This is a genomic window from Rhodopirellula bahusiensis, from assembly GCF_002727185.1.
In the GTDB taxonomy this organism is placed as follows: Bacteria; Planctomycetota; Planctomycetia; order Pirellulales; family Pirellulaceae; genus Rhodopirellula; species Rhodopirellula bahusiensis.
This window is the reverse complement of record NZ_NIZW01000008.1, coordinates 68,778-91,176: the sequence shown is the minus strand read 5'-3', so window position 1 is coordinate 91,176 and position 22,399 is coordinate 68,778. Positions and strand designations below refer to the sequence as shown.

Genomic DNA, 22,399 nt, shown 5'->3' with positions numbered 1-22,399 from the left:
ATCCTTTATTCGGCGACGCAGTCGCAGCCTGCACCAAGGTTGTTCTTGAGAAGTTGTGCCCGCAGCACGTCGCTGCCGTCAGTCGCGATCACTTCGCCCGGTAACACACCCGAAATGATCTCTGTCACATCGCCATTGACCGCTCCCAATCGAACCGAGCGGACATGGAAAACCTTGTAGCTTTCGGGGCTGGCGAAGTAGTCCTTGTCGCGAACAAAGACGACTTGGCAACAACCTTCCCAGTGAGACGAACCGGTTGGGATCACAATCGCGTCAGACTCTTTCCGCAGGATCACCTCCCCCATCCCAAAGGTCTCGTTGCGGAGGCGTCCGTCCGAGTTATCTAACACGGCTCGAACCTGCAACATCCGCGTCGTGTTGTCTGCCGAAGTGCTAATCCAGTCCAATGTTCCGGTGACGACATCGCGGCTACCGTCGGCGCGAAACTCGACAGGCTGACCGATCGCCAACTGCTCGGAGCTTTCTAGCGGAATGTTCAACGTCAACCACATTTGGCGAACGTCGGCAACCTGAAAGAGAATCCGCGTCGGATCAACGACTTCGCCCGCGGAAACACTCCGCTGAACCACGACACCTTGGATTGGCGATCGAATCGGCAGCAGGTTTGACGTGACGGTTCGACTGTTCAACTGCGTCCGAAGCTCGTCCGGAATTCCCAGCAATCGCAAGCGATCGAGCACCTGTTGTTCTGATAAGCCCTGCAACTCACCGACTTCGGCGGGCAGTCCCAAATTCCGCAGCGATTGCTCCGCCGCCAAGACGTCCGCCTGAGCTTTCGCCAACGCCGCGTTCGCATCCAAAATTCGGGAACCGGCAATCGCGGCGCGAGCGCTGCTCAATCGCGAAACGTTTTGCTGTTGAAGTTTTTGTTCCGCCAGCGCCCGCAGTAAGGCCGTTTTGATCTCGCCAACTCCCGCCGCATCTATCACCGCCAGAACTTCACCAACCTCCACCGGATCGCCCACGTTCTTGGTGACCTTCCAAACGCTTCCCGGCACCCGCGACGCCATGCTCGCCTGTCGCGTTGGATCGTAGATGATTTCGCCGTTACCAACGATCGACTCGGTGATCGGGGCACGCTCGACCAGTTCAACATCGACGCCAGCTTGTTGAACCGACTCGATCGAAGCAAACTGAATTCGTGACTGGTAGACCTCACAAGCGCTGTTGTTTTCTTTGCGATGCGCAATCGCCAATGCACGAGCCGCACGTTCTAAATCTTCGACCGGAACAGTGGGTGTTTCTTTGAGTTGGGCAACATCGGGATGGTCGAGCGTGCAGTTGTGGACGCCGTGGACGCTGCACCAACCGTAGTCAGGCCCCTTGGCCATCAACGTCGGATCACACTCGACACAAATGGACTCCGGCACCGCATGTTCTTCACACCAATCATCGACAACCGGTTCGACATCGCCGGTCAGTGCGGCGAATTTGGGTATCCGCCAATCGTTGTGATGCCCGTAATAAAACACTGCTGCGAACCCGGCCAAAACCAAGGTCGGTCCGATACTGCCTAGCACCAACGAGATGCCGCGGCGAGTGGGACCGCGAGGTTTCGATTCGGCGTCCTGATTGATTTCAGTTTCGGCGGCGGGGACCTTGTGTCCATTGACGGACGGCTCCACGGGTTCTTGCCGAGGACTTTTTCTCGGCGCATCGGCAAGCGGATGACTCATTGGTAAACCTTGCTGGCTAAAGACGGCTTAAACAGCGCACGCAACAACCGCGAGCGCATACAACGACCAGAATCGCCGCCAACCAGAAGCTAGAATCCGAGCAAGCAAATCCGTAGCCGGAATTACAAACCGAGTTCGCCGGTCAGCAGACGAAGAGACCTAGTCGCGGCTTAGAGCAGCCAAGAAGAGTGCGCAACGCGCACCGAGCGACCCGTCAAGAGATCGAATGGACGAGGCTGATGCTCGAATCGAGAAACCAAGACCTCCGAGAGATCAAGCGTCTCCAAACTCAGCGGAGCGAGATCCACGGCGAGCTGAAATTCGACAATCGTCCGATGGCTCAGCTCAGCCGTGACTTGACAGTCGCATCCCGTCTCGCAAGGACAGGGTGATTTCGCTGGTGGAACGCCATCGTCATCGCAAGTCGCGTTCTGTTCACCAGAACAACCGCAAGAATGATGCACAACTGCCACATCGCTTACAAAACGATTGTCAAACGCACCCTGGCAACAGACCGGGCACGCGACAACTCGCAGTGCGATAAACGATAGGAAAAGCAGCCGAAACATCGTGTCAGTTGGTGTATCTTAATTTAGAGTTAATTAGTCAAATTGTAGGCCAAAGCTAGCCTTGCGTCCAGTCCAGTTTATCGGCAAATGCTGCCCGCTTTGTCCTGTCATTCTCGCATAGCCAGCCGCAAAACAGGCGATTAGCATACCAACACGCCCACGTGGGAGTCTGATTAACCCATCTTCCCTCAAGCGTCCTTCGCAAAGCGTTCGTCTCGGATACCCAGCCGCAACTTCCACTCCATCGCACTGCAATACAAGACCGGCACGATGAACATCGTGATGATTGCGATGACCATGCCGCCGAAGCTGGGGATCGCCATCGGCACCATGATGTCGCTGCCGCGGCCGGTCGATGTCAGGATTGGAATCAATGCCAGGATTGTCGTCGCCGTGGTCATTAAACACGGTCGAACTCGACGCAGACCCGCAGCCACGGTGGCTTCGCGAGCGTGTTTGGCACTCTCGATGCGGTCCTTGCGGAAGCTCTCGTCGAGGTACGAAGCGATCACGACGCCATCGTCGCTGGCGATGCCGAATAGAGCCAGGAAGCCGACCCAAACGGCAACACTCAGGTTGATCGTTTTGACTTGGAACAGCTCACGCATGTTGGTGCCGAGTAAGCTGAAATCGAGGAACCATTCGGTTCCGTACAACCACAGCATGATGAAACCGCCCGCCCACGCGATCAGGATGCCACTGAAGACTAGCGATGTTGTGATGGCTGATTTGAATTGCAGATACAGGATCAAGAAAATGATCCCGAGTGCGAGTGGCAACACAATTGCCAGTGTCTTCTGCGATCGGATTTGGTTTTCGTAGTTGCCTGCGAATGTGTAGGTGACTCCGGCTGGCAGCGTGAACTCGCCCGAGTCGATCTTCGCTTGCAGGAACGCCTGAGCATCTTCGACAACGTCGACTTCCGCTTCGCCTGGCTTCTTGTCGAATAGCACGTACCCCAGCAAGAACGTGTCTTCGCTCTTGATGACTTGCGGACCTCGCGTGTAGCGAATGTCGGCGAGTTGTCCGAGCGGGATTTGCGATCCGGTCGGCGTTGGAACTAGAATCCGTTCGAGCGATTCGAGATCGTCCCGCAGTTCGCGGGCGTAACGAACTCGCACCGGGAAACGCTCACGACCTTCGACGGTCGTGGTGATTTGCCGTCCGCCAATCGCAACTTCGATCACGTCCTGCACGCTGCGAATGTGCAGTCCGTATCGCTTGATCGAGTCGCGGTCGATGTCGATCTCCAAGTACGGCTTGCCGACGATGCGGTCAGCGATGACGGCTGACGATTGGACCGTTGGAATCTGCTTCAACAGCGATTCCAATTCCAGCGCAACCCGCTCGATCGTCTCCAGGTCCGGGCCTTTCACCTTCATTCCCATCGGCGCACGCATGCCGCTTTGCAGCATCACGATCCGAGCCGCGATCGGCTGCAATTTAGGGGCGGACGTCGTGCCTGGAATCTGGGCCGCCGTCGTGATCGCTTGCCAAATGTCGTCAGGCGTGCGCATTTCGTCTCGCCATTGCCGGAACGGACGACCGGTGGGATCAAGGATCAGCTCACCGTCGTCGTCGCGGACATACTCGTTTGCTTCCGTGTCATAGCGGAAGTTCAGCCGGTGACCGTCTTCGTCGGTTTTGTATTCCGACTTGTAGGTGATGTACGTTTCAATCATCGACACCGGTGCCGGATCAAGCGGAGTGTCGGCGCGACCGATCTTGCCGACGACCGATTCGACTTCGGGGATCGACACGAGCAATTGGTTCTGCAACTGCAACACGTCCATCGCTTCACCGATCGAAGCGTGAGGCATCGTGGTGGGCATGTAGAGAAACGAACCTTCATCGAGCGGCGGCATGAATTCTTTGCCGAGTCCCGGTAGTGCGTTGGTTGCTGTTCTCCAAGGACCGGACTCCCGAACGGTCGAATCTGAAATGCCAACCATCGAGAACGTCTTGGGGACAAAACCGAAGACCTTGTCGAATCCCAACCAAGCCGATCCACCGAACAACAGAATCGCAGTTGGCAAGCAGAGAAACGCGAGCTTGTGATTCAGGCACCAACGCAGGATCGGTTCGTACAGGAATCGTTGAAAGACGGTAAAGAATCCGAGGATGCCACCAATCAATCCGCCAACGAACAGGAGATTCAGCAGCAAACCTTTCTGCGGTCCCAGCGGCAACCACTCCTGCGTCAGTAACACGCCGACGACCAGAGCGGCGACAGCACTCGCCGTGTACGGTCCGTAGCGTTGATAGCGTTCGGGGATGCGTTCTTCGTACAACTTGTAAGCCGACAGCGCGATCAAGATTGCACCGATCCACCATGTCAGCAGTATCGACGCGGCAATGCCGAGAATCAGCAAAGCGAACCAAGCCCCGCGACGCAAACTCTTTGACTCAATGCGCCCGCCCATCAACACGTGGGCGGCTGGCGGAATGATTGTCAGCGCCACAATGACGGATGCCGCGAGTGCAAACGTCTTGGTGAATGTGAGCGGACGAAACAGCTTTCCTTCCGCACCGATCATCGTGAATACTGGCAGAAAACTGACCACGGTCGTTGTCACGGCGGTCAGCACCGCACCGGCGACTTCGTGAGCCGCTTTGAAGATCACCGTCATTTTGTCGTCTTCGGGCGCAGCTTCATCCAGGTATTTGAGAATGTTCTCGGTGAGAATAATCCCCATATCGACCATCGTCCCGATCGCAATCGCGATGCCGGACAACGCCACGATGTTTGCGTCCACGCCAAACGTCTTCATGGCGATGAAGCACATCAACACCGCCAGCGGCAATAAAGCGCTGATCAGGAACGAACTGCGCAAATGGATGACCATCACCAAGATCACGATGATCGTCACGAGGATTTCTTCAAACAGCGCTGTGTTCAACGTGCCCAGCGTCTCGTAGATCAACCCCGTGCGATCGTAGAATGGCACAACCGCGACTTGACTGGTCGTGATCCACGTCGGCCACTGTTCTTGAGGCATGCCACGAAGATGCTTCACCCAAGCATCACTACTGGCCGTCGCTCCCGTGATCGGTTCCAGGTCATGCCGGTCGGCGTAGAGATCAACTTCATCGGCCGACGTCTTTGTGTAATCGACAAGCACCTTCGTCGGCAGGCCTGGCGAGACTTCCTTAATACGCTGTTTGATGTTCTTGATCGCTGCCAGCGGGTTGTATCCGTAACGCACGACCGCGACTCCGCCGACGGCTTCGGCACCGGCCTTGTCGAGCGCACCACGCCGTAGCGCCGGTCCAAGCGACACGTTGGCTACGTCGGCCACCGTGATCGGCACGTTGTCCGTCACTTTTACGACCGTCTTCTCGATGTCTTCGATGTTCTCGATGAAGCCAAGACCGCGGATGACGTATTCCGCCTTGTTCAGTTCGATCGTCCGAGCTCCCACATCAACGTTCGTCATGCGGATCGACTCGAACACCTTCGCAAGCGTCACTCCAGCGGCCCGCATCGCATCGGGATCAACGTCGATTTGGTATTCCTGAACGAATCCGCCGATCGACGCGACTTCGCTGATCCCTTCCGCTGAAGTCAACGAATAGCGAACGTAGTAATCTTGGATCGTTCGCAGCTCTCGCAAGTCCCAACCGCCGGTCGGGTTGCCATCAGGATCGCGGCCCTCGAGCGTGTAAAGATAAATCTGCCCCAATGCTGTCGCGTCCGGTCCGAGAGTCGGTTGCACGCCATCGGGCAAGGTACCGGCGGGCAAGCTGTTCAGCTTTTCCAGCACTCGCGTTCGCGACCAATAGAAGTCTGCGTCTTCGCCGAAGATGATGTAAATCGACGAGAAGCCGAACATCGAATAGCTGCGGATCGTCTTGACTTCGGGAATGCCCAACAGCGCAACCGTCAACGGATAACCGATCTGGTCCTCGACGTCCTGTGGGCTGCGACCCATCCACTGCGTGAACACGATTTGTTGGTTCTCGCCAATGTCGGGAATCGCGTCGACGGGAACGGGATCGCGAGGCAACACGCCGGTGTCCCAGTCAAACGGCGCGACCATGACGCCCCAACCCAGCGTGGCAATGACCAGCAACAACACAACGAGCTTGTTGGTCAGGCAGAACCAGATCAGCCGGCCGAGCATCGAGCGTTTCGCGTTTTCAATGGTTTCATCGTTGTCAGTCATGTTGGATTACTTGGCCTACAACTTTTCGACTTTGTCGGCACACTTCAGCATCGACGGGCCGTAGTACGGATTGCGAACCGCATCGTCGGACTGAATCCACGATGCACCACGTCCCTCAAACGCCATCGGGCAATGCAGTTCGTAAAGAGCCGCGTCGGTGGGAAGGCCGAACATCCGCTCCAGGCTCAGCATCTGCTCAGACAGCAACGCGAATCCGCTCCGCATGGCGGCGAGGTCGCTTGCTTTCTGCAATCTTGCGACGATCTCGGACAAGTCGCGTTTCTCTTTGTTCCACATCTCGACCGCTTTGGACTCAGAGACGATCGGCAGCAATGAAGCCAATCGCTGATGCAACGGCTCGACGGCTTGCTTCGCACTCTCCAGATCGTCGGCCGCGAGCGCCTTGCCAACTCCCAAGTAGGGACCGACAAAGCCGTTCAATTGCTGAGTCACTTCTGGCGGAGCGTCCATGTTTGTCATGGCTGGCATCTGCATTTCGTCGTGAGACATCGGCAGCGGGAACTGAACCTTCATTTGATCGACGTGCTGGCGAGTCAATGCAAACACCCGATCGGCTTCTCGCATGGAATTGGCCTCGCGGCCTTCAGTGACGTCATTGCGAAACAACATCGCAATCTCGAACCACTGCGGTCGCATGTCGGGGCCGATCAAGTCTGCTGGCACCGCCTCGACCGCTTTATCCAGTTCGTCGTAGCCGGCACGAATCTCTGCGAGGTTCGCTGCTTCGACCTTTTCTTGAATCGTTTTGTATTGCTCAACAATGCCTTGCATCGCATCACGTACCGCTGGCACCAACTCCATCGGGCTCGCGTTCATCGTGACACCTTCATCTGCCTTTGGCATTTCCATACCGCCGTGGTTGTGTCCACCGCCGCCACCACCTTGAGGTGTCATCATCGAGGGCTTCGCAGAAATCTGCAGCGCACTGTCGAGCTTGAAGTTTCCGTTGGTCACAACGAGGTCGCCTTCGTTGAGACCGGACTTCACCAGATAGAAGTCACCTGCTCGCGGACCGATCACAATCTCGCGACCTTCATAAGTCGGCTTGTCTGCGTCGGGAATCTGAACGTAGACGATCGCTCGTGTGCCGGTCAGCAACACGGCTGACGTCGGTACGATCAGCGGCTTCGCAGCGTTGGTCGGTTCCGCGGTGACATAGCCCAATGATTCGGCCCGTACCAATGGCATCCCGCAAATGTCGCAGTCGCCCGGTTGATCTTTCACGATCTCGGGATGCATCGGGCTGATCCACTTTCCAGCTAACGACGCATCAAGCACTCGGTCGCCCGCCGCGACGTTGCTCTTCACGATCGCCCGCACGAACATCTCCGGCTTCAGTCGGCCGTCATCGTTGCTGACGTTCACGCGAACCTTCACCGTTCGCGTATCTTCGTTCAACACCGGGTCGATGAACGCGATGCGACCGTGAAAAACCTCGCCCGGATAAGCTTCGGTCGTGAACTCGACGTCTTGCCCGTACCGCAACCAAGCTAGGTCCGATTCGTAAGCATCCATCTGAACCCACAAGTGGTTCAAATCCGCGACAGTGTAGATTCGGTCGCCGGTCTGTACGCGATCACCTTCTTGTTTCAACTTGCCGACGACCACGCCGCCAACCGGCGAATAGATCGTTACGGTTTCGGATGACTTACCACGTTGCTCGATTGTCTGAATCTGTTCTGGCGTCAGTCCCAGCAACCGCAGTTTCTCGCGAGCGGATTCGGCAAGATCGAGTGGTTCGATGAAACGCGATGAGCTTTGCGGCCGGTCCCGCCGAGTGGCGGCAAGCAACTCTTCCTGCGCGGTGTAGAGTGCCTCGCTGTAGATTTGCACCATGTGGTCGCCCTTGTTGACTTCGACGCCCGTATAGTCAACGAACATGCGTTCGAGCCTGCCGGGAACCCAAGCCGTGATGTGGGCAAGTCGTGTTTCGTCGTACTCGATCTTGCCCACCATCCGAACATCGGCCGTCACGTATTGCCGACGCACGGGGCTGACCTGAACGTTCATTAAACTCTTGATCTCAGAGCTGATCGAAACGGTGCGAACACCGTCGGCCGATTCTCTCACCGGAACCAAGTCCATCCCGCAGATCGGACAACTTCCCGGACCATCGCGACGGATTTGCGGATGCATCGAGCAAGTCCAAATCGTCGGTTTCCCTTGCATTGCCTCCGAATTCGACGTATCGGAACTCGAGGACACTTTCGGCTCATCCGAGCCGCCGCCAAACCACGAAGCGACGAAGACACCGAGCAGAACAAACGCCACCGCTTGTGCAATCCAGAGTTTCCCGCGGTGTTGTTTGAAGAATTCGTTCATGAGTCCGCTTTAGGATTTGTCTAACCAGGTCACCAGCTTCGCCACTTCCTCTTGGTCGCGAACGCCGACGGCGGTGACGCTTCGAGTACCTTGCTTCCAAGTTGCCGCGATGCTGGAATCGAGATCGACGAGACAGCAATCTTTGTCGCCGCACGTCGCCATGCTCTGGCGGCGATCGCCAAACCAAGCCGTCTCTTCGTCGTCGTGTTCAAATAGAACCAACGTCGAACCGTCGTTGCGTTTGCAAACCGCCTTTACGCACGTGCAGCAAGGCATTTTCAAGACGCTGGTTGATGCCAGCGAATATCCCTCGGGCAATCCGCCCGAGACGATCGGTCGATAGCCGACCAACTTAACTGCTCCGTCCGCGTCGACTTTTTCACCGTCGTACTTGGTAAGCAGCATCTGTTCCGCTGCGTCAGGGTCGTTGGGCAACTTCTGTAAATAGTCATCCATCACCCCAGCGAACTCGAGCATGTGGTCAGCTGACATGCCTTCTTCGCCTTCATGCGAATGCATCGCCATGCCGCCGGCAGTGTTATTCACGCTACCCTGATCGCCGCCGTACCAAAGTCCAAAACCGAGCAACAACAGAATCGACGCGGCCAACGACACCAGCCCCGCGCCGTACGGCGACTCGCGAATCCAAACGCTAAACCGTCGCGACAAGGTCACCGGCTCAGCGGCCATCGGAAGTTCACGCTCAATTCGCTGCCACAGATCAGACGGTTTTGCTGGGATGGGCGTTTGAGCGAAATCCGACCCGATTGACCTGAACGAACTCAGCTCTGCCGCACACGATTCGCATGACTCAACGTGTTTCGCCACCGTTGCCGCTTGTCCAGCCGCAAGCTCGCCGTCGTGATAAGCCGACAGATATGGCTGCACCGTTTTGCAATCGTTGGTTGACATAACCCGCTCATTCTCTGGGAGACGCTTCTGCTGATGTGTTTTTGATGCCCGAAGTACCTGTTTATTCACGCATTTCAGTGAATTTGCAGAATTCTTTCCGCATCGCGTGAAGAAAGCGACCGCCCAAGTATCCAAATGCACGTCAATCGAAAAATTCGCCCTCCTCATCCGCGAAGGCAAGACCCCATGCGACTCACGAAATTCATCCCGTTTCTACTCGGCGGGCTGCTCATTCTCGGCATTTACGGCTGCAGCTCGCCCGAATCCGATCCTGTGACGCCACCCGCGACTCCCATCAGCGACACGGCCGAGGACCACGCAGACCATGACCATGGCGACCACGCCGATCACGATCACGGCGACCACGCCACCGCCGATTCCGATTCGCCAATGGCCAAGATGATGCCCGGTTTGAAAGAGCTTTCGCCGGAAGACTACAAGTCCGCCATGGCTCAGCACATGTGCCCCGTCAGCGGTGAGATGCTCGGAACCATGGGAGCCCCTGAAAAGGTCGATGTGAACGGCAAGTCAGTGTGGATTTGCTGCGACGGCTGCAAAGACAAACTGCTCGCCGATCCAGACAAGTACCTCGCCAAGTTGAATCAGTAGTCCCACGTTCATCACCCTGCACCATCTCTTTTTTCAAAGAACTGTATCAATGAAACTTCGCATTCTCACTGCAATTGTCGCGGCCACACTGTTCGCATCCCCCCAACTCGCGACCGCACAGGACGTCCACTCCGGACACGACCACGCGGCACACAACCACGCTGGCCACAGCCACGCCACTGCGGCATCTGGCCCACACGGTGGCACGGTACAAACCGTTGGCGACCGCCGAGTCGAAACGGTGATCGCCGACAAAGGCATCATGTTCATGATTCTTGGCAAGAACGATCAACCCATCGCCCCGCCCGACGCGACCGGTACACTGAAACTTCGAGTTGGTGACAGCGAGAAGGAATACACCTACCAACTCAAAACGCTCAAGAATCTCGCGATTGGAGTTGGCGTCGACCTTTCCAAAGTCGTCGACCAACCGTTGCACATGAATGTCGAAATCACCAACATCGGAAGCCAGCCTCTGGTCTTTCACGCGATGGGCAAGCTCGCCAGCGGTAAGCTCTCTGACGAACTGCTTATCAGCCTGCAAGCCACCTGTCCCGTCAGCGGTCAACCGCTCGGCTCGATGGGAAAGCCACCCAAGATCACGATCGGTGACAAGTCACTCTTCGTCTGCTGTGCGGGCTGTACCAAGAAAGTCGAAGCCTCACCCGACCAGTACCTCACCAAGTACTACACCGCCAAAGGCGAACAGGTGCGCGAGGGCGTCTTTAAATCCACGCTCGCCGACGCCGCCGCCATCGCCGCACAGAAGACGTGTCCCGTGATGGACGAACCGCTGGGCGGCATGGGCGTCCCAGGCAAGGTCAATGTCAACGGAAAAGCCGTCTACATCTGCTGCCCCGGCTGTGCCAAAAAGCTGGTCGCCGAACCAGACAAGTACCTTGCGGCCCTCAAAGCCAAGGGAATCACTCCACCAGCGTTTTGATGTTGAACGCCCAAGACCGGATCACCGAAAACTTAAGAGGGCCACTCGCCTTCTTGTGTAAAGTCCATGCATTGCTTTATGCCGAACGCCTGCCACATTTCATCAAATAGTGGGCGAAGTATGTTGGCGAGAAGCGAACGGTCATCGGGGATCGGCTCGTCAATCAGCTGTTCGGAGAATGTGATTTGGTTCGTTTTGATTGTGACCGTGTCGATGAAATGTCGGAACCGTTCCGGTAGGTAAATTTGACAAGGTGCGACATTCAAGAGCGATACGAAGATGACATAGGGCGGATCGACGTCGAGATGATGGTAGAGATTCCGCAACTTTATGAGCGTGGTTAGCAGGTCGTTGCATAGGTGCGTAGCGGAAAAATCACTCGACTCGCCGCTGTTCTTAACGTGTACGGATGATGAAACAAATTCAACGGCACCGTTTCGGAACAATTGTCCATAGATTCGTGCTCGATCAGCTTCGCTGGTCGCTGTGTACTTCGCGTAACCGTCTAAGTTAATTCGCTCCAGTCCGTCCCTTCCAAACGGAGCGAAGTTCAGCGATTGGGGGTGCTCGATGTCTCGAGGATCAATTTTGTGCGAACCGAGCATCGCTGAAATTGGGACGAAATGGACTGCAGCGATCGGGCCGTCGATCAATGAAATCGAGGCAGCGTCGTCAAGCAGTATCGTCAGCCGGTCAAGAACGAAAGCTCGAAGCATCTCCGGTAGTTTTGCCGACTGGACGAAAGCCGTTCGGATCTCGCCGACATCGAGTTGGTGCTTTCCAGCGCTCGTCCGTCCGTAAAATCGTGAACTTCCTTTGAAAGTCACCATGTGTGGTTTCTGAAAGCTATCTGGGATGCGGACGAGTATCGCTGGGCCTTCATCACCGCCCTCGATCTCGACAACGTCTAGACCGACGATTCTGGGTGCGACGCCGTGAAGCACCATCTCCTTTAGCCGCAGCGTTTCGGCGTCTGTCGAGATCTCCTTTAGCCCCGTGAATTCTGACGCTGCGCCAGTGGTCTTTCCATCTGCATCACGTTCACCCCTCATCCCGTACACGATATCGCCACCGGATGTGTTGGCGAATGAGGTGATATCAGCGAGAAACTCTTTGCGATCAGAGTCCCCGCGTCCTGGCAATGATTCTTTAAATTCAAGGGTCCGTCCCTCCTTCACTCCTTCGGAAACGATTGTTCGCAAATCGTCACCAGAAATTGCGTCAATGCGTTTCGGAATCATTGTTCTTTTGTTCCTAAGTTCAACTTAGTTGGGCTCGTTGTCGGTAGCCTTATCCTAAGACAGGATAGCGTTTGACATTAGATTGGCGAAGAACGAGGCGAGGCAAAATAATGGATCCGAACTGGGAGACAATCAGAACGAAGTGGCCGACCTACGGCATTGACCAGCAGGATGAATTCTTGGTCGATGCGTCGGCGTGCTGTTTCGCAGGTGAGGGAGAGCATGAGTTTGCTGTGTACTCGTTTGGTCGTTACACACGTCGAGCAATGATCGACGCGACGGCGACCTATCCACTGTGCCTGCAGTTTGGACTTCACTTTCCATCGTTCACGTCAGGCGAAGAAAGGCGATTGGACATCTGCGAACGCGATTCTCTGGTGACCCGACTGGATTGGTCGAACCAGTGCAACTAATGGCTGTGCTCTCAACGAACAACGGGCCGTTTTTTTGGCGAGAACTTCACCACGCGATGGAGGAGCGAGACCAAGTTGTTCTGTGTGGAAACGAAGATGATCACGAAGTCTGGTACGACAGCAAGATTGAGTACGCGATGGATGATTTTTGCATCATCGACAAACGGCCAACGCCGGACTTCGTTCCGATGCCAGCGCTCAAGTCATGTTCGGTTTCGATCTCACTGAGCGATTTGCCGAGCGATCCGTTTCCGGGATACGAGATTGAACACGAACATGTTTCACCGATGCGGCAGGGCAAATGGGCCTACGAGGTGAAAAAGCATCTGCGTGCCAACGGATCTGGGGCGCAGCCGCATCGAGAACGAGTGATCCTGTGAGAGGATCTGAGACGCGTCGACCCGTCAATATTTAAGGGACAACTTGCATGGACCGTTCCGGAGAACGGCCTTTCAATCAAGCCGGGCCGAACCAGCCTTCAATTGGCAGTAGTTTGTCGCGGTAAGGCAACCCAGCCGTGAATAGTTCACTCATCGTTTGGTGCGCCGACCGTGAAGCAGAAACTGCTTCCAAGGGCAGCGGCACGTCCACTCACGTTCTGCAGATGCCGTGCGCGTGTATCTCTCATCGCTTACACGCTTTCGATATTCCGTCACCCGTTCGTCATCCCTGTTTGGGGGTGCACGGAAAAGGAAGTACTTCTAACGGTCGATAAAGAGTGATAAAGGTTGCACAAGCGCAAACAGGGATATAGGATCGCGGAATCTTCGTCAAACACGGTGTTTTTGAAGTTTTCCGGGCTAGCCTCATAACCTCGAGGTCGTCGGTTCGAATCCGGCTCCCGCAACTTTTGTAACTCTTGCTGAAACCTTCGTTTAGGTTACCTGCCGATCGTCGGCAGTGCGGCTCAGAGCCAGTTGCTAAAGGGTAGTGCTAGGGGGTAATTCCCTAGCACTTACCCTTTTGTCTTCTGACATTGGGTCAAGCACATGCCACGTCTTTTTCATCGGCCGCCAAAGTATTGCCTCCACAAAGGCACCATGCAGGCCACCGTTTCGCTCCACGGCGAACGAATTTATCTCGGGCCACACGGTTCTCCCAAAAGCCACGCGGAGTACCAAAAAGTTCTGCTTCGTTGGCAATCTGAACGCGACGCCGTTCAGGTCGAAGAGCCAAGCAAAGATTCCGTCCAAAAAGAACTGTCTGGAATCACCGCCGCAACGCTTCGCAAAAAGCGGTTCGCCGGATCTCCGATCACGATCAACGAACTGGCGCTGGTGTTTCGGCGACACGCTCGGCAGTACTACCAAAAAAACGGCAAGATCACGCGGGAAGCGACGCTGATTGATGACGTGATCCGAATCCTGCGAAAACACCACGCAACTGAGTTCCTGGATGACTTTGGCCCCGTCGCACTCGATGCGTTACGTGAAAAAATGATTAGCGACCTTGATTGGTCTCGGAAACACATCAACAAACAGGTCGGACGTTTGGTTCGCATGTTCAAGTGGGCGGCGGGCAAAGAGCTGGTTGACCCTGGGGTGCCGCTGTCACTGAATTCACTCGCGGGACTGAAGAAAGGTCGCTGCGCCGCGAGAGAATCACCCGGCGTTAAGTGTGTCGATGATTCAATTGTAGAATTGACGCTTCCAAACCTCCCTGGAATCGTCGCGGATATGGTCCGACTTCAGAGACTGACGGGAACACGTCCTGGGGAAGTCTGTAGTCTTCGTCCGTGTGACGTAGATCGTTCCGGCGATGTTTGGGTTTACACGCCATCGGAGCACAAAACCGAGCACCACGAGAAAGAACGCGTGATCGCAATCGGACCGAAAGCCCAGGTGTTGCTTGAGCCGTATCTCGAACGAAGAGCGAATTCGTTCTGCTTCTCCCCGGCCGAATCCGAAGAACGCCGTCGGGCGAAAGCAGCAGCCGCTCGCACGACGCCGCTATCCTGCGGCAATCGTCGGGGGACGAATCGACGCAAGACACCCAAGCGAACCCCTCGTGATCGATACTTCACGGATAGTTACCGGAGAGCAATTCATCGTGCGTGCGACAAACTGAAGATTGAGAAGTCGGCACCCAATCGACTTCGGCATACATCAGCAACACAAGTTCGTCGAGAATTTGGCATTGAAGCCGCTCAAGTAGTTTGCGGCCACGAGAGTGCCGAGGTAACGCAGATCTATGCTGAGCGAGACCTGGAGTTGGCCAAAAAGGTCGCGCGAGCGGTCGGCTGATTTGGCGAAAGCAGCGGTCACAGTCCAGCTTCCCGAAGCGCTTCCTCGATTGCATCATCGAGCGAGGAATCCGCTTTGCTGGCCATTGCCGGTTTGGCGTCAAGGAAGCGACGAACTGCCTCAATAGTTGTGTATCGAATTCCTCCAACCATAACGGATGCCAGCACTCTTCCTCGCGCACCCTTGGTCGTCCAACGGTAGACTGTTGAGTAGTGAACCTTCTTCCCGCCACGCTTCGGTACATACTTTGGGACCTCAGCAAGTGTGATCGGCTGTTCTTTTTGAACGTCAATTTTCATTTGAGTTGACCAGAATTAGAAAAGTCGTCGTTCCACTTGATTGCCGTACACTGTCCATTGGGTGCGTGGTTGCTCCACGCGACCATAAAGTTCGAGATACGGCCCAGGGCTGACCCGCTCGATCAGCTGTCGGATCGCGAACGGTTTGCTGCTGTGCCGCGTTCTCGGATGAATCAACCAACTACGACAGGTTTTGTCGACGAATGGCATGCTGCCTCGGACCCCTAGCAGCAAGTACTCGTGTGAAACCCTCCAGTAATTCCCCATTCCGAGTTGTGGCTTGACCCAAACAAGACATGACTTGAATTGAAACCCCCACGCATCGATTACGGTGAACGCCTCGCGAAGGAATCCGTTCGTCGTCCAAAGATGAAGATGTGCGTTTGGCTCCACAAGTTTTGAAACCGGTTCATCGCAGATCACATCAAGTTCAAGCGTCCGGTAATGGTTCTCGGCTGCGCCTCTGGCTGCCTTGTTCCGGTATGACCAAGGCGGGTCCGCATAGACTGTGCTGAATCGAGTATTCGTTTCCACCAACGGTTGAAGGCTCTCCACGATGCTTGGTCGTTGATCCATCATTCGCGTATTCCCTCACAGCTTTCTTCGCACGCTTCTTGCGACAGGATCCATGTGTGGGCCTCATCGAGTAAAAAGCGAACGGATGGAATATCGTCTCGTCCCAGCCGACTCGATTCGTGCCAAAGGTCACCGTTCCGGTAGAGTCTGTGAATTGACAATTTGTGACGCGTTGAGTCGCCAGACTTTGTTTTGCGAACACGCACGACCAGCAGGCCATGGCGTAGTTCATGCACCAGTTTGCTTCTCATCGAATCTTGTCTCCTGTGGAATCGTGTTCGGTTTTGAGTTTGTCCAGTGCCTCATCAAGAAGCACCGCTACACCGCGCAATTCATCGCGGAGGCAAGTATTCATGCACCCGTCGTGCTGTAGCTCCGAAGCAATGACCTGGGTGAGTTTCACTAGGGCGATCACGTCGGCAGGTGCAAACCATTGACTGACGCGTCCCGAAATCGCGTCGAGTCGCGTGATGTTGAACCGATACTGGAAACCGATCAACTCGTCGCCAGATTTGTACAGAGAGGAGGTCAGGCTCTCGGAGCCGATAACCGCGTACGGTGTATGTGTTTTGCTTGACATTGGTTTCCGGATTTGCTTATTTGAAAAATGTGTGGAGAGCTGTCACCCTCTCCACACGTGTTTGGTTTCTGTCAAATACCTCGAATTAGTTCACGCCAAACTCGCGATCTATTCGTTCTTCAGGCGATAGCCAACCGGCCTGCTCTGCTTCATCAATCCATTCACGCAGAATCTCGTTTGCGTCTTGAACGTCTTGATAGCAGTGGACGGGTAGCTTGTATTTGCGACGATCAAGCCATGTGGTTTGAAGGTCGTAAAGTCCGCTGATTGCGTCGAGCAAATCCTCGGGCAACAGCCGTACCAACAGGTATCTGCGTATTTTCTCTTTCATTTTTTCTCCATGCATGGAGGGAAGTCCGCGTGTGACAGAGGGGCACGAACTCCCCGTTGTAAACTCGCCCCTCCGCGATGGTTGCCCATCGCGCAAAAGCGAGTTCGTAAAGTGCCAGGCTGGGAAGTCCAGCCTGGCAAAACCTTGGGTACAACCCGGTCGCCACCTGTGCGACAAAAACCGATAGTGCGATTCAGTACTCGTTCGGCAGAAGAATCGTTGTGTGGGAGCGATCATGTTCTGTGATGATCCAAAACCGAGTCCCGTTTGATGCTCGACACTGCGAGACCACTCGGAGACTGCGATTGAGCGCGACGGAATTCGCCGCCCGATCTTCGTCAGAGATGTCACCCCATTCTCCGCGACCATGTTTCAGAATCGCCATCAGCATTTCCTCTGGCGGAATTCGTGAATTTGCAGCCTCTGTCACTAAAATTCTTCCCATTGGAAGGAGTCCTATTTCGTCAATCGAATTCATTGCGTTCACATCCATGAAGCCGGTGGGCTACACCCACCGACGGTTTGTCATCCTTTACTCGCGGCTCTTTGCCTCTTTGCTGGCTTGCGCCTTCTTGAGACACCACGTAAACGCCAATTCGGACGCTTTGGCGACGAACAGCAAGTCATCACGTCGAAACGACGTGGTGTCTTTAAATTCTTCGCCCTCGCGGTAGGTTCGGGTAATCGTGACGCTAAGCCACGAACCATTGTTCTTCGACTGGTTCTCCCAAATCGAAGCCTTGATTCCATTCCCTACTGCGAATCGCTTTATCGGTGCTTTTGACATCCGTACTCCTTGCGTGCTATGCACGCTGTTAGTGAAAGCCGATGGAACAGGCCCTCCTGAATCCACCGGCGGTATGGTTAAGACCGGAACCTCATTGCTCCGGTTACTGCGTTAACTCGCTTACGCGAGCCCGAACGTCGTTGAAGTCTCGGAGCCTCTTCTGAGGTCGATTCTCCGACGGCGTTCTTTTTTTATTGGGTGATGATTCGACTTTCGCGATGGCTTCCCACGTTTGCATTGCTACTTGTGGTGCATGCATGAGCCACAACCCGGCCACCAAGCCAAATAAGGCAAGGCGGATGAGCATCATTGGCCATACAAGCAATACCGCGAATATCCAACGCAGCTCGGACGTCATCCCTCTTTTTCTGAGTAACCACTCAGTCTGCGAGGAGTGCGAACGAGACAGCTTTTTTATTCGTCGAATCACTGAGCGCAGTCCCTTCCAGATGTCACTAAGAACATCCAGAACCGTATCTGCACTCCGAACAAAAATGATCTCAGCTACCCAACGAACCGAGGTCATCTTTCCTTCAAGGCGATCTGTCATCTTTTTCATGACGTAACCTCCTGTTCACGTCGCTGGCTCATTCCAGACGGCGTTTGATTGACAATCCCTTACCGGGCTTGCCAAGCAATTGGAGACGATCACCTACCCATTGTTTTTTCTGCTCTCGGGTCGAGAGTCATTTTCAAACCCGCTGGGGGATTGGAGCGAGGACGTTGAGTAGTTCAGGGATGGCGCAAACGCGGCAGTTGACGCCCGTCAAGACGAGCGGAGCCAATGCTTCGGTTAGTCGGTGTTGCTTGGCCGTTGTTGGAACGATCCATGTGATTTGAAAGCGATTGTCTTTTAGCAACACATTGAAGGCTTCACTTTGTCGATACTTGCGGATCATTTCGCCAGCTCGTACGGTGATTCGTTTGACCTTTGATGCTCCTGTATCAACACATGCACGCCCCAAACAGGGTGAGTCTGTTTCACAGTCGATGTAATGTCCGCCTGGTAGTCCGTGCCTGAACAGAGAAGGAAAGAATTCATCAATATCGCTGCTGGTAAGCCGGCGCCGTGTCGGTTGTTGGCAGAACAAGAGGAAACCAAGCGAACGCACCAACGAAGAGTCTGATAACGGTTTCGATGCGGAACGAGTCCAGTAACGAAGTCCGCTTTGATGTGTCCATTGGCTGATTTGGCCCATTCGATGAAGACGCTCCAATACCAGCAAAGCGCGTTCACGGTTATCCGCCGGCAGGTACCGATCAATCGCAATCGTGTGGCGGGCGATATGCTCTAAGAGCAGTGATTCCATTTTCGTTTGGTGCATGTTGATTTTCCCCTACCAGAGTTCGTAAGCGAGTTGCTCGGATTCGCAGTGCTTGTGAAACGATTCGAGTTGTGAGATCGAGTACTTGCCAGCCGATTCGATCACTCGAACGATTTCGCCTTCGTTTCCTACAAGAAACGCGTCGGGATTCTTGATTCCGCGTTCGGCCAAGGTCATCGCATCTTCTCCGACCCAAAGGACACCGGTGCTGGAGAGCACGTCGCGGTATCGGAGATAGACTTCTGAAAGCAACAGGTCGTGATTGCGGTGGTTGGCTGGTGGCAACCCTCCCGTCGAAGAACCAAACAGGCGAGCAGCTCGATGGGTGGCTGCAACCACCGGGGTCGGCATCCGGGGATGGTGCCACCGTTCCTGAATGAGTTGATGGACAGGAACCAGGTCGGGCGTTTCATCGCCTTGCGACCAGTGACAGACTGGCCTTCCGTTGACCGGAGACGCTTGGACCTTCCATACGTCGCCTTGCAACAGGCCAGCTTTGACAAGTAGCTCGATCGTTTCCAACACTGCTTTGGCAGGTCCAAGCTGCTGTCGCCATCCTTGTTGGATTTGATTGAGCGACAAGACGCGAATGCGACATGTCAAAGACTCAATGAGATCGTGAACACCGGGCGACCATCGTTGATAAATCATCGTGATGCTCCTACGGAAGACGTGTCCGACTCAATTTCAATGGGGTTCTCCTGGAGATATCGGTCGAACAGATTTTCTGTCTGCGTCGTTGGTTCCACGCTCACCTGCGGCTGCTGCTGCTTTTTTCGTCGCTTTGTTGCTCTCGATTTCTTGCGTCGTGGCTTGGCCGCTTGAGGACTCTTGGTGGCGGGAGTTTCAGCGACAGGAACTCCTGCAGTTGCTGTCTTTGTAGGCTCGATTGAGATGGTCTCCTGAGTAACCGTTGGCGTCATATTTGCTCTCCGTCCACGGTGAGGGATTGTGGGAGTCGGGCGATTCCAGGTTGACGGTACAAAAGTCCCCTTGTCGTCAGATGGCCACGGAGCGGATTTGCGATTGCTGTATTCAGCTTGCGAGATATGGAAATCGCTCTCGATTACAACAGGCATTCCGCCGTACTGGGCGTAACCCGAACCGCGATTGATCAGGACGATGCTCTTGCGATCATCGTCGCTCACCAACTTGACGTCATTCTTGGTTAGTCTTGGACTGACCACTTCACGACTCGAATGGTTGGTACTGGTGCTTGCGCCGCGATCACTTGTTGAATGAGTAACGGATACTGAATCGAGCGTGTCAATCGTCTCGCCGCTTGCGTGCGAAAGGCGGTCTTGGTCATCCCAACCTGAGATCGCAAACCATTGGCGGTACCGACAGTTGGTCTCTAGCGTTGAAATGAGGTCATATCGTTTGAGGTCTTGCATGGACTGGTTCGCAAGAATCACTGCAACGCCCATGCTTCGAGCGAGCTGAAGCAGGTAGTCCAAGTTTCGAGATGCCATTCTCTGAAACTCGTCGATAACGAGATAGACCGGAACATTTCTGTCGGTCATGGTTGCAGCGGTAAGGAGCATGTAGGTTGCTAGTCTGGCGATCTCAGGAGATGAACCTGGGCCAAGAGTTGTTGACAGGCTGAAGTAGTGGGCTTCAGCGCTTGCAAATAGTCGGGTTGGGTCAATGTTGTGCCGAAGTACTTCGGCGTTGGGTGTGCATTCGTCCGAGATGTTTAGCGAAGCGATTGCAGCCAGCCGGGTGACAGACATGCGAACGTGGTTCCCGGCGTCGCGGGACTTGTCGTCCAAGCCATGGGATTTTGGTCGTGAGATAACGAAAGCGATCCTGTCCCGCAGTTGCTCGAAGTTATTGATGTCGGGGAAGTGCGATACTGTGGCGTACAGAACGGATGCATTGGCCGAACTGAAGTAGCCTTCGCCGTAGTCAGTCCCGTAGTTCAAACCCAGTGCACCGCACAGAATGTCGGTTTTCTGAAGGTCGTTTAGCTTGTCCCAGCAAGCCAGCTTGAATGGATTGAAGCCGTAAGTTGCAAGTTCTTCTCGTAGCGTGAAGTACCGGACAGGAACCTCATTTCCAGTGAGTTCTTTTGCCGTTTCCGCGCCCTTGCGTAGTGTTTGCAGCAATTCCGGCGAATCTCCTTTGAGGTCGAGCACCATGACGCTGGCGTTTCCGCTGCCAAGCACTTGCTCGATGAACGGAGCCAATCCACGCGCCGTCTTTCCCGAGCCACTGTCACCCAAGAAATGTGCGTGTTCGCGGAAGACATCGTGCGGGACAAGCATTGGCGACTGATCGAACGATACGCGGCCAAGATAGAGACTGTTTCGCTCAACCAAATTGTTGGAGCGTCGGATTCGGTCAGTGATCTCTTTCCATTCATGCGCTGGCACGAAACTTGGTTTGGGAATCGAGAGCCGTGCGAATACTGGTGTGCCGACAATTGCGACGGACAGCATCAGCATCAAGACGGGGATTATCGCCAAAGCTGCAAACAACAATGAGACCGCAGCAAGGTTGACAATGAATTCCAATGGACCCACCGAGCCAGCGAGGCGACCAACTTGTGCGGCTCCCTCCGCCGCCTGCGACAACACCGTAACGCGAAAGAATGCGAAGACGTTCAACAGCAAAGCAACGACGAGCAATGTTAGCCGTCGGCGACAGTTGCCAGACGGGCTACTCAAAATGCCGGCGAGCTGGTGTTCGTCTCGGTTGTAGCTGCACCAAGTCTTTACAGCCCCGCAAAAGCCTGTGAAGTATGCGTGTGGGTTCGCAACGAAAAGGTACGTCATGACAATCCAGCCAAATACGCTCGCCGCTAACAAAACTGGCATCGCATGAGGGATCAGAGCAGCAAGCGCGATGGGAACAAGCAGCAGGCTACTTGCCAGCGTCGTCCAACAGACCGAATCGCGAATGTCCCACGCTCGTGCCAAAGGCATCGGAGCTACGGTCGAGACAAATGCATAGTGCCGCGAAATTTCCCTGGCGACGAACGCGCTAGCAATCAAGGCGACAAACAGCTCGATTGCGATCGGCGGCATGAACGGATGGTAAATCCACGCTGCCAAGACCATCCCGAGGCCAAGATCTCGAATTGCATGGAAGTGAGAACTGGCGGCACGCAGAAACAAGTACAGAGCAATCGCGACACCGAGCATTAGCAACAGTCCCACGTCAAAGACGAACAACTGTAGCCAGCAAGCGACCAAGCCCACAAAACTGGCGATCGTCAATTCCTTCATGACTCGCCAAGTGTAAGCATCGTCCGTGTTATCGACGCCTCGACGGTAAGCGAATTCCAGCTCCAGTGGTTCGGCTGGCAACATCGATGTTTGAATCGGATTTCCGGCCGATTGGCGGTAAACACTTCGCGGCAT

19 protein-coding genes are annotated in these 22,399 nt (G+C 54.9%); 5 read left to right on the top strand and 14 right to left on the bottom strand.

Annotation, left to right across the window (positions count from 1 at the left end; all coding sequences use genetic code 11):
• Nucleotides 1–5: 5 nt before the first annotated feature.
• The 4 genes from CEE69_RS11585 to CEE69_RS11565 form a co-directional block, all read right to left on the bottom strand.
• On the bottom strand, nt 6–1,697 hold the full coding sequence (locus CEE69_RS11585) for an efflux RND transporter periplasmic adaptor subunit (RefSeq protein ID WP_199169855.1): 1,692 nt from the start codon (nt 1,695–1,697) through the stop codon (nt 6–8).
• 757 nt (nt 1,698–2,454) lie between these two features.
• Entirely contained in the window at nt 2,455–6,432 is a 3,978-nt protein-coding gene (locus tag CEE69_RS11575) for an efflux RND transporter permease subunit (RefSeq protein WP_099260809.1), read from the bottom strand.
• 15 nt (nt 6,433–6,447) lie between these two features.
• A complete protein-coding gene (locus CEE69_RS11570) occupies nt 6,448–8,775 on the bottom strand; it encodes an efflux RND transporter periplasmic adaptor subunit (RefSeq protein WP_099260808.1) in 2,328 nt (775 codons plus the stop codon).
• A 9-nt stretch (nt 8,776–8,784) separates the two neighbouring features.
• A complete protein-coding gene (locus tag CEE69_RS11565; protein ID WP_099260807.1) occupies nt 8,785–9,687 on the bottom strand; it encodes an anti-sigma factor family protein in 903 nt (300 codons plus the stop codon).
• Between the two features lie 186 nt (nt 9,688–9,873).
• Here CEE69_RS11565 and CEE69_RS11560 point away from each other — a divergent pair, with 186 nt between their 5' ends.
• Nucleotides 9,874–10,296 (top strand): hypothetical protein, encoded by a 423-nt coding sequence (locus CEE69_RS11560; protein WP_099260999.1) that lies wholly within the window; start codon nt 9,874–9,876, stop codon nt 10,294–10,296.
• A 49-nt stretch (nt 10,297–10,345) separates the two neighbouring features.
• Nucleotides 10,346–11,239, top strand: a complete 894-nt coding sequence (locus CEE69_RS11555) for a hypothetical protein (protein ID WP_099260806.1) — start codon at nt 10,346–10,348, stop codon at nt 11,237–11,239.
• A 32-nt stretch (nt 11,240–11,271) separates the two neighbouring features.
• On the opposite strand, the gene CEE69_RS11550 is transcribed toward CEE69_RS11555, so the two are convergent.
• A complete protein-coding gene (locus tag CEE69_RS11550; RefSeq protein WP_099260805.1) occupies nt 11,272–12,480 on the bottom strand; it encodes an AlbA family DNA-binding domain-containing protein in 1,209 nt (402 codons plus the stop codon).
• A gap of 110 nt (nt 12,481–12,590) precedes the next feature.
• Here CEE69_RS11550 and CEE69_RS11545 point away from each other — a divergent pair, with 110 nt between their 5' ends.
• The 3 genes from CEE69_RS11545 to CEE69_RS11535 all read left to right on the top strand — a co-directional run bounded on the left by CEE69_RS11545 (nt 12,591) and on the right by CEE69_RS11535 (nt 15,136).
• Nucleotides 12,591–12,893 (top strand): hypothetical protein, encoded by a 303-nt coding sequence (locus tag CEE69_RS11545; RefSeq protein WP_099260804.1) that lies wholly within the window; start codon nt 12,591–12,593, stop codon nt 12,891–12,893.
• Nucleotides 12,893–13,273: a hypothetical protein gene (locus CEE69_RS11540; RefSeq protein WP_099260803.1), complete on the top strand. Its 381-nt coding sequence runs from the start codon at nt 12,893–12,895 to the stop codon at nt 13,271–13,273. Before CEE69_RS11545 ends, CEE69_RS11540 begins: the two co-directional genes overlap by 1 nt.
• Nucleotides 13,274–13,882: 609 nt before the next feature.
• A complete protein-coding gene (locus CEE69_RS11535) occupies nt 13,883–15,136 on the top strand; it encodes a tyrosine-type recombinase/integrase (protein ID WP_099260802.1) in 1,254 nt (417 codons plus the stop codon).
• Between the two features lie 17 nt (nt 15,137–15,153).
• Here CEE69_RS11535 and CEE69_RS11530 read toward each other — a convergent pair whose 3' ends face one another.
• From CEE69_RS11530 to CEE69_RS11480, 9 genes are all read right to left on the bottom strand, one after another.
• Nucleotides 15,154–15,435 carry a DUF1580 domain-containing protein gene (locus CEE69_RS11530; RefSeq protein WP_037252868.1) on the bottom strand — a complete coding sequence of 94 codons (282 nt, stop codon included), beginning with the start codon at nt 15,433–15,435 and terminating at the stop codon, nt 15,154–15,156.
• A 15-nt stretch (nt 15,436–15,450) separates the two neighbouring features.
• Nucleotides 15,451–16,011, bottom strand: coding sequence for an MT-A70 family methyltransferase (locus tag CEE69_RS11525; RefSeq protein WP_233215179.1), 561 nt, complete (start codon nt 16,009–16,011; stop codon nt 15,451–15,453).
• Between the two features lie 247 nt (nt 16,012–16,258).
• Nucleotides 16,259–16,591, bottom strand: a complete 333-nt coding sequence (locus CEE69_RS11515) for a hypothetical protein (RefSeq protein ID WP_233215150.1) — start codon at nt 16,589–16,591, stop codon at nt 16,259–16,261.
• Nucleotides 16,592–16,676: 85 nt separating this feature from the next.
• On the bottom strand, nt 16,677–16,922 hold the full coding sequence (locus CEE69_RS11510) for a hypothetical protein (protein ID WP_233215149.1): 246 nt from the start codon (nt 16,920–16,922) through the stop codon (nt 16,677–16,679).
• A 532-nt stretch (nt 16,923–17,454) separates the two neighbouring features.
• On the bottom strand, nt 17,455–17,709 hold the full coding sequence (locus tag CEE69_RS11500) for a hypothetical protein (protein ID WP_008657083.1): 255 nt from the start codon (nt 17,707–17,709) through the stop codon (nt 17,455–17,457).
• 103 nt (nt 17,710–17,812) lie between these two features.
• Nucleotides 17,813–18,268, bottom strand: a complete 456-nt coding sequence (locus tag CEE69_RS11495; protein ID WP_099260800.1) for a hypothetical protein — start codon at nt 18,266–18,268, stop codon at nt 17,813–17,815.
• 133 nt (nt 18,269–18,401) lie between these two features.
• Nucleotides 18,402–19,034: a hypothetical protein gene (locus CEE69_RS11490; protein ID WP_143549202.1), complete on the bottom strand. Its 633-nt coding sequence runs from the start codon at nt 19,032–19,034 to the stop codon at nt 18,402–18,404.
• A 12-nt stretch (nt 19,035–19,046) separates the two neighbouring features.
• Nucleotides 19,047–19,685, bottom strand: a complete 639-nt coding sequence (locus CEE69_RS11485; protein WP_099260798.1) for a hypothetical protein — start codon at nt 19,683–19,685, stop codon at nt 19,047–19,049.
• Nucleotides 19,682–22,399 carry a TraM recognition domain-containing protein gene (locus tag CEE69_RS11480; protein ID WP_099260797.1) on the bottom strand — a complete coding sequence of 906 codons (2,718 nt, stop codon included), beginning with the start codon at nt 22,397–22,399 and terminating at the stop codon, nt 19,682–19,684. Before CEE69_RS11480 ends, CEE69_RS11485 begins: the two co-directional genes overlap by 4 nt.

What these genes read in the sequence shown, in the direction of transcription:
- CEE69_RS11585 (WP_199169855.1), bottom strand. Translation starts at nt 1,697, where the DNA reads ATGAGTCATCCGCTTGCCGATGCGCCGAGAAAAAGTCCTCGGCAAGAA.
- CEE69_RS11575 (WP_099260809.1), bottom strand. Translation starts at nt 6,432, where the DNA reads ATGACTGACAACGATGAAACCATTGAAAACGCGAAACGCTCGATGCTC.
- CEE69_RS11570 (WP_099260808.1), bottom strand. Translation starts at nt 8,775, where the DNA reads ATGAACGAATTCTTCAAACAACACCGCGGGAAACTCTGGATTGCACAA.
- CEE69_RS11565 (WP_099260807.1), bottom strand. Translation starts at nt 9,687, where the DNA reads ATGTCAACCAACGATTGCAAAACGGTGCAGCCATATCTGTCGGCTTAT.
- CEE69_RS11560 (WP_099260999.1), top strand. Translation starts at nt 9,874, where the DNA reads ATGCGACTCACGAAATTCATCCCGTTTCTACTCGGCGGGCTGCTCATT.
- CEE69_RS11555 (WP_099260806.1), top strand. Translation starts at nt 10,346, where the DNA reads ATGAAACTTCGCATTCTCACTGCAATTGTCGCGGCCACACTGTTCGCA.
- CEE69_RS11550 (WP_099260805.1), bottom strand. Translation starts at nt 12,480, where the DNA reads ATGATTCCGAAACGCATTGACGCAATTTCTGGTGACGATTTGCGAACA.
- CEE69_RS11545 (WP_099260804.1), top strand. Translation starts at nt 12,591, where the DNA reads ATGGATCCGAACTGGGAGACAATCAGAACGAAGTGGCCGACCTACGGC.
- CEE69_RS11540 (WP_099260803.1), top strand. Translation starts at nt 12,893, where the DNA reads ATGGCTGTGCTCTCAACGAACAACGGGCCGTTTTTTTGGCGAGAACTT.
- CEE69_RS11535 (WP_099260802.1), top strand. Translation starts at nt 13,883, where the DNA reads ATGCCACGTCTTTTTCATCGGCCGCCAAAGTATTGCCTCCACAAAGGC.
- CEE69_RS11530 (WP_037252868.1), bottom strand. Translation starts at nt 15,435, where the DNA reads ATGAAAATTGACGTTCAAAAAGAACAGCCGATCACACTTGCTGAGGTC.
- CEE69_RS11525 (WP_233215179.1), bottom strand. Translation starts at nt 16,011, where the DNA reads ATGGATCAACGACCAAGCATCGTGGAGAGCCTTCAACCGTTGGTGGAA.
- CEE69_RS11515 (WP_233215150.1), bottom strand. Translation starts at nt 16,591, where the DNA reads ATGTCAAGCAAAACACATACACCGTACGCGGTTATCGGCTCCGAGAGC.
- CEE69_RS11510 (WP_233215149.1), bottom strand. Translation starts at nt 16,922, where the DNA reads ATGAAAGAGAAAATACGCAGATACCTGTTGGTACGGCTGTTGCCCGAG.
- CEE69_RS11500 (WP_008657083.1), bottom strand. Translation starts at nt 17,709, where the DNA reads ATGTCAAAAGCACCGATAAAGCGATTCGCAGTAGGGAATGGAATCAAG.
- CEE69_RS11495 (WP_099260800.1), bottom strand. Translation starts at nt 18,268, where the DNA reads ATGAAAAAGATGACAGATCGCCTTGAAGGAAAGATGACCTCGGTTCGT.
- CEE69_RS11490 (WP_143549202.1), bottom strand. Translation starts at nt 19,034, where the DNA reads ATGCACCAAACGAAAATGGAATCACTGCTCTTAGAGCATATCGCCCGC.
- CEE69_RS11485 (WP_099260798.1), bottom strand. Translation starts at nt 19,685, where the DNA reads ATGATTTATCAACGATGGTCGCCCGGTGTTCACGATCTCATTGAGTCT.
- CEE69_RS11480 (WP_099260797.1), bottom strand. Translation starts at nt 22,399, where the DNA reads ATGCCGCGAAGTGTTTACCGCCAATCGGCCGGAAATCCGATTCAAACA.